Below are 5,814 nucleotides of genomic sequence, written 5' to 3'. Positions count from 1 at the left end.
CGCACCAACGGTGCGACCACGGCGCCCTCTGCAGCGCGCGGGCGGTCAGGCCCGCGGGGTGGCGACCGGGGCGACCATCAGCTGGGTGCGGCGCGGGTTGGCCGTGTTGGTGGGCAGCTCGGTGGCGTAGGTCACCACGTCCTCCGACCGGCGGGCGCCCGGGATCGTGCTGAAGTCCTCGACCGAGGCCAGCGTCGTCCGGCGCGGGTTCGCCGTGGAAGGGCTGGAGGACGTGGAGCTCGTGGCGGCCTTGTTCGCCTGGGACATCGCGTCAGCACCTCGGGGTCGCGGCCGGCGCATCGGCATGGAGCGGCGCCGGCCTGAGTGGTTCGGGGAGATTCTGGGCAGGCTGATCGAGGCCGTGCGCCGGATACCGCAAGGTTACGGATCTCTTTCCACAGGCACCGTGACCAAAGCTACACATTGTGCTGTGATTTTGCTCACAAATTGAAGAGCAATTCTCCGATATCCGACATATCGCTTCATCAAGTTTTGCCGACATAAAGGGCAGAACGGTCATTCGGGGAGCTCTGTGGCTCTTGTTGATCTCCGGCGCCCTTGGCATGTATCCGGCGAGTGTCCGAAAAAGGCGGTATTCCGGTCCGGTTACCGCACAGTCAGTGAAATCGCGCGCGCGGTCGGTAGTGTCGCCCCACTCGCCCTGGCGGCCCTTGTTGGGATTCCCCGGCTGTGCTGGAATGCCACGGACCGTGGGTAGGGAGCAGTCCACCCCGGTGCCCGCTCTCCCGGACCGGCCGGGGTGCGGATGGAAACTCCACACCGTCCAGGCCGCGGCAACGCGGCGGGACGCCCGGTCCAGAGGTTGCGACGCCAGTGCAGGGACGTTTCAAAAGGGGTAGCGGCGCCGCGGGTGACCCGGAGTCGCGTGAGCCCGTGGCACCACCCCAGCAGGCGGCGGTGCCCGGCGGCCCCGCCGAGCCGGCACCCGAGGCGGTCGGCCGCCCGGAGGACGACGGCGAACAGGACCGGAGTTCCGCCCGGGGCAAGCTCCGCAAGACGCTGACCCGCCGACGGGCCAAGGGCATGAGCCGGCTGGCGATGCGCAACTGGCGGATCCGTACCCGCCTGATCGCCCTGCTCGCGCTCCCGGTCCTCGTCGCGCTCGTCCTCGGTGGTCTGCGCATCCAGACCTCGCTCGAGACCTCGCAGCAGCTCGCCCAGATGGCCAACCTCTCGGATCTGGCCAAGAAGGCGACCAACCTCGCCGACGCCCTGCAGACCGAGCGGGACATCAGCGCCGGCCCGATCACCGACAAGCCGAACGCGCCGCTCGACGACGACATCGTCAACGCCCGCAAGATCACCGACGACCTGAGCCGGACCTTCACCGCGTCCTCGGACAAGTTCGAGAACCTGGAGCTCTCCGGCGGCAAGGCGCTGCTGTTCCAGATCCGCAAGGACCTGAACTCGATCTCGGACGCGCGCAACACCCCGTACCAGAACAACCAGAACATCCAGTCGACGATCACGGCCTACGACGTGATCATCCGAGACCTGCTGTCGATCACCCAGGACATCGCGCTCGCGTCCAACAACCGCGACCTGGTCCGCGCCACCCGCGCCCTCCAGCAGTTCTCGCTGGCCAAGAACGCCACCTCGCAGCAGCGCGCCCTGATCAGCGCGGCGCTCGCCAACCCCAAGGCCCCCGACCTCAGCCTGAGCGACGAGTCCTTCGGCATCCGGCTGCGCGCCTCCTACGACAACGCGCTCACCAGCTTCAACAACATCTACACCTCGCACGACCTGGACAACCTGCGCGGCCAGCTCAGCTACAACTCGGTGGTCGCCGCCGCCGACCGGTACGCGCGCTCGGTGCTCCAGCAGAGCGGTATCCACCAGACCGAGCCGGTCAGCTTCAAGGACTGGTACGAGCAGGCCACCGCCAAGATCACCGCCGAGCGGCGGATCGAGTCGAAGCTGATCGAGGACCTCGACGGCAAGGCCCAGGAGCTGCAGTCCGCCGCCGACACCGAGGCCCTGATCATCGGTGCCGCCGTCGCGCTGGTGCTGCTCGTCGCCCTCGGTGGCGCCGGTCTGATCGCCCGCTCGATGGTGCGCTCGCTGACCCGTCTGCAGGCCGCGGCCGAGGACGTCGCCGAGCGGCGGCTGCCCGAGCTGGTCAAGACCCTCTCCGAGAGCGACCCGCACGACGTCGACGTCACCGTCGAACCCGTCGGCGTCGACTCCGCGGACGAGATCGGCCACGTGGCGCACGCCTTCGACATGGTGCACAGCGAGGCCGTCCGCCTCGCCGCCGAGCAGGCCCTCCTGCGCGGCAACATCAACGCGATGTTCACCAACCTCTCGCGCCGCAGCCAGGGCCTCATCCAGCGCCAGCTGTCGCTCATCTCCGAGCTGGAGAGCCGCGAGGCGGACCCGGACCAGCTGGCCAACCTCTTCAAGCTGGACCACCTCGCGACCCGTATGCGCCGCAACGGCGAAAACCTCCTCGTCCTCGCCGGTGAGGACCCGGGCCGCCGCTGGACCCGCCCCGTCCCGCTGGTCGACGTGCTCCGCGCAGCGGCCTCCGAGGTGGAGCAGTACGAGCGCATCGAGCTCGCCACCGTGCCGTCGGCCGAGGTCGCCGGCCGCGTCGTCAACGACCTCGTCCACCTGCTCGCCGAGCTGCTGGAGAACGCCACGTCGTTCTCCAGCCCGCAGACCCGCGTCCGGGTCACCGGCCACGCCCTGCCGGACGGCCGGGTGCTGGTCGAGATCCACGACACCGGCATCGGCCTCAGCCCCGACGACCTGGCCGACATCAACGAGCGCCTGGCGAACCCGCCGACGGTGGACGTCTCCGTCTCCCGCCGGATGGGCCTCTTCGTGGTCGGCCGCCTGTCCCTGCGACACGGCATCCGCATCCAGCTGCGCCCCAGCGACTCCGGTGGCACCACCGCACTGGTCATGCTCCCGGTGGACGTCACCAACTCCGCCGACCGCCGCGGCCCGGCCCGGCCCGGTTCGGCGCAGGCCAAGCAGCAGCGCGGGGTCGCCCCGACGCCGCGTCAGCAGCGCCAGGTGCCCGGTGGACCGAACGGTGGGCCGAACGGCGGCCCGGCCGCGCTCGGGCAGGGCCCGGCGGGCGGTGCCCCGCAGGGCCGTCCGCAGCTCGGTCAGGGCGGTCCCGGTGCTCCGGGCGGCCAGGGCGGTCCGGGTGGACGTGCCGGCGGCGGCCTGCCGACCCGCCAGGTCGGCCAGTCCCTGCGCGAGACCGCGCCGCAGGGCCCGCAGGGGGGCCAGCAGAACCCCCAGGCTCCGCAGGCCCCGCAGGGTCCCCAGGGCCAGCAGGCCCGTCAGAACCCGCAGGGCGGCCTGCCGCAGCGCGGACCGGGCCGGCAGGCCCCGCCGCAGGGCGGCCCCGGTGGGCTGCCGCGCCGCGGCCAGCAGCAGCCCGGTGCACCGCAGCCCGGCCAGGGACAGGCCGGTCCGGGTCAGCCCGGCCAGGGCCGACCCGCCGACGGCCGGCGCCCCGCCCAGGAGCGGCCGCGCCCCGGCGCGGACCTCGACGGCGGTCCGGGCCCCCGGACCGGCGAGCAGCCGCAGCACGGCTGGGCCGACCAGTCGGGCCGTCCGGGCGCGCCGCAGGGCGCCCGCCCGGGCAACCGCCCGGGCAACCGCCCGCAGGAGGGGCTGCCGCAGCGTCGCCAGCCGGGCCAGGCCCCGCAGGGCCCGGGTGGCCAGGGACCGCAGGGCCCGCAGGGGCCGCGCCGTCCGCAGCGCCCCGGCCCGGACGCACCGCAGCGCGAGCGCCAGCCGCAGCTGCCGCCGCAGCAGCAGGCCCAGCCGCTGCCGCCGGCCGAGCCCTCGTCGATGGAGAGCACCGCGCAGTTCGCGCGGCCGCGCTTCGAGGCGAGCGAGATCGACCCGCGTGACCCGCTCGGCCTCGGTCTGGTCGAGCCGGTGCTGCCGAACGTGCCGACCCCGGCGCGTCCGGAGCCGGTCCGCCAGGAACAGCCCCGGCCCGAGCCGGTCCGCCAGGAGCCGATGGCGCTGCCGACCGGCCCGTCCGACGGCGGCCCGCAGGGCGGTACGCCGATCTTCGAGACGGTCGAGCAGACCTGGCAGCGCGAGGACGGCCGGCAGGCCGAGGCCGCCCAGGCGGCCCGGGCCCGGCAGTACCAGCCGCGCCGCCCCGGGACCAGCGCGCCCGGCCTCCAGGAGCAGGGTCAGCCGCAGCAGGCTCCCCAGCAGCAGGCCCAGCACGCTCAGCAGGCCCAGCAGGCCCAGCAGCAGGCTCCCCAGCAGGGCCAGCCGCAGCAGGCTCCGCAGGGCGGACCGGGCGGACCGGGCGACGCCCCGTGGCGCCCGTCCGCGAACGACGAGCGCTGGCGCCGGGCCGAGCAGGTCCGGGAGCCCTCGACCAGTGGCGTCACCATGTCCGGTCTCCCCCGGCGGACCCCGCAGGCCAACCTGGTCTCCGGCACCGCCGAGGCATCGCCGCTGACCGGTCCTCAGGTGTCCCGTGCGCCGGAGGAGGTGCGCGGCCGGCTCACCAACCTGCGCCGCGGCATCCAGCAGGGCCGCCGGGTCGGCGCCGAGCAGGCGGCGGGCCAGGGCAACCAGGGCGGCCAGGGCAACCAGCACGGTGCCCCGCAGCCCGGATTCGATAGTTTCGGGGGCCGGACCGACGGCAACGGCGCAGATCATCAGGAGCGTTGAGTTGAATCAGATGAGCCAGGCCGCACAGAACCTGAACTGGCTGATCACCAATTTCGTGGACAACACCCCCGGGGTGTCGCACACGGTGGTGGTCTCCGCCGACGGCCTCCTGCTGTGCATGTCCGAAGGTTTCCCCCGCGACCGCGCCGACCAGCTCGCCGCCGTCGCCTCCGGCCTCACCTCCCTCACCTCCGGCGCCAGCCGGATCTTCGAGGGCGGCGAGGTCAACCAGACCGTCGTCGAGATGGAGCGGGGCTTCCTGTTCCTGATGGCCGTCAGTGACGGCTCCTCCCTCGCCGTGCTGGCGTCCCCCGACTCCGACATCGGTCTCGTCGGCTACGAAATGGCGCTGCTCGTCGACCGCGCCGGCGCCGTCCTCACCCCCGCACTCCGCGCAGAACTCCAGGGCAGTCTCCTGCACTGAGTGCCCTGAGCGGCGACCTCACCCGTCCCACCTCCCCGCCGGGCCTGACCCGACCAGGCCCGGCGCCTCACCCTCAGCTACCCTCAGGCAGCTGATTTCGCCTCAGCTGGCATCGCCCCAGCTGGAACCGGCTGCCCAAGGCTGCAGCACAAGGAGGACCCATGACCCCGCCTTCGACACCCGCCGGCTCGTACGGCAGCGGGTACGGCAGCGGCTACGGCGGGCAGCAGTCCGACGGCTACGAGCAGCAGCCGCTGGTCCGCCCGTACGCGATGACCGGAGGCCGCACCCGGCCCCGGTACCAGCTCGCCATCGAGGCGCTGATCTCGACCACGAGCTCCGCCGAGCGGACCGGCGGCCTGCTGCCCGAGCACGCCCGGATCGTGAACCTCTGCCGTGAGGTCAAGTCCATCGCGGAGATCTCCGCACTCGCCGGCGTGCCGCTCGGTGTCGCCCGCATCCTCGTCGCCGACCTTGCCGAGGCCGGCCTCGTCGCCATCCACCAGCCCGCCGCCGCGGGCGAGTCGGGCGGAACGCCCGACGTCACGCTGCTCGAAAGGGTCCTCAGTGGACTTCGCAAGCTCTAACGGAGCCACCCGTGCCACGACGTCGGCGAAGATCGTCGTCGCCGGCGGCTTCGGTGTCGGCAAGACCACGCTCGTCGGCGCCGTCTCCGAGATCAACCCCCTGCGCACCGAAGCCGTCAT

At 72.8% G+C, this 5,814-nt stretch carries 4 protein-coding genes and 1 pseudogene; 4 read left to right on the top strand and 1 reads right to left on the bottom strand.

The genetic code is table 11. The features are described from left to right. Window positions 1–45: 45 nt before the first annotated feature. On the bottom strand, window positions 46–267 hold the full coding sequence (locus ACFVYI_RS42110; protein WP_387895370.1) for a hypothetical protein: 222 nt from the start codon (window positions 265–267) through the stop codon (window positions 46–48). Window positions 268–834: 567 nt separating this feature from the next. Here ACFVYI_RS42110 and ACFVYI_RS42105 point away from each other — a divergent pair. The 4 genes and pseudogenes from ACFVYI_RS42105 to ACFVYI_RS42090 form a co-directional block, all read left to right on the top strand. Next, entirely contained in the window at window positions 835–4,683 is a 3,849-nt protein-coding gene (locus ACFVYI_RS42105) for a nitrate- and nitrite sensing domain-containing protein (protein WP_387895367.1), read from the top strand. Window positions 4,684–4,693: 10 nt separating this feature from the next. Then, window positions 4,694–5,107: a roadblock/LC7 domain-containing protein gene (locus ACFVYI_RS42100; RefSeq protein WP_360642581.1), complete on the top strand. Its 414-nt coding sequence runs from the start codon at window positions 4,694–4,696 to the stop codon at window positions 5,105–5,107. Between the two features lie 161 nt (window positions 5,108–5,268). Further along, on the top strand, window positions 5,269–5,694 hold the full coding sequence (locus ACFVYI_RS42095) for a DUF742 domain-containing protein (RefSeq protein WP_329489726.1): 426 nt from the start codon (window positions 5,269–5,271) through the stop codon (window positions 5,692–5,694). Next, window positions 5,675–5,814 (top strand): annotated as a pseudogene (locus ACFVYI_RS42090) (ATP-binding protein); the annotation flags it as partial. The gene ACFVYI_RS42095 and the pseudogene ACFVYI_RS42090, both read left to right, overlap by 20 nt.

Source organism: Kitasatospora sp. NPDC058218 (genome assembly GCF_042882445.1).
Lineage (GTDB): Bacteria > Actinomycetota > Actinomycetes > Streptomycetales > Streptomycetaceae > Kitasatospora.
Note: the sequence above shows the minus strand (reverse complement) of the source record. Positions and strands in the feature narration are given on the sequence as shown.

Excerpts from the sequence above, each read along its gene's own strand:
- ACFVYI_RS42100 (WP_360642581.1), top strand. The coding sequence starts at position 4,694 with ATGAGCCAGGCCGCACAGAACCTGAACTGGCTGATCACCAATTTCGTG.
- ACFVYI_RS42110 (WP_387895370.1), bottom strand. The coding sequence starts at position 267 with ATGTCCCAGGCGAACAAGGCCGCCACGAGCTCCACGTCCTCCAGCCCT.
- ACFVYI_RS42095 (WP_329489726.1), top strand. The coding sequence starts at position 5,269 with ATGACCCCGCCTTCGACACCCGCCGGCTCGTACGGCAGCGGGTACGGC.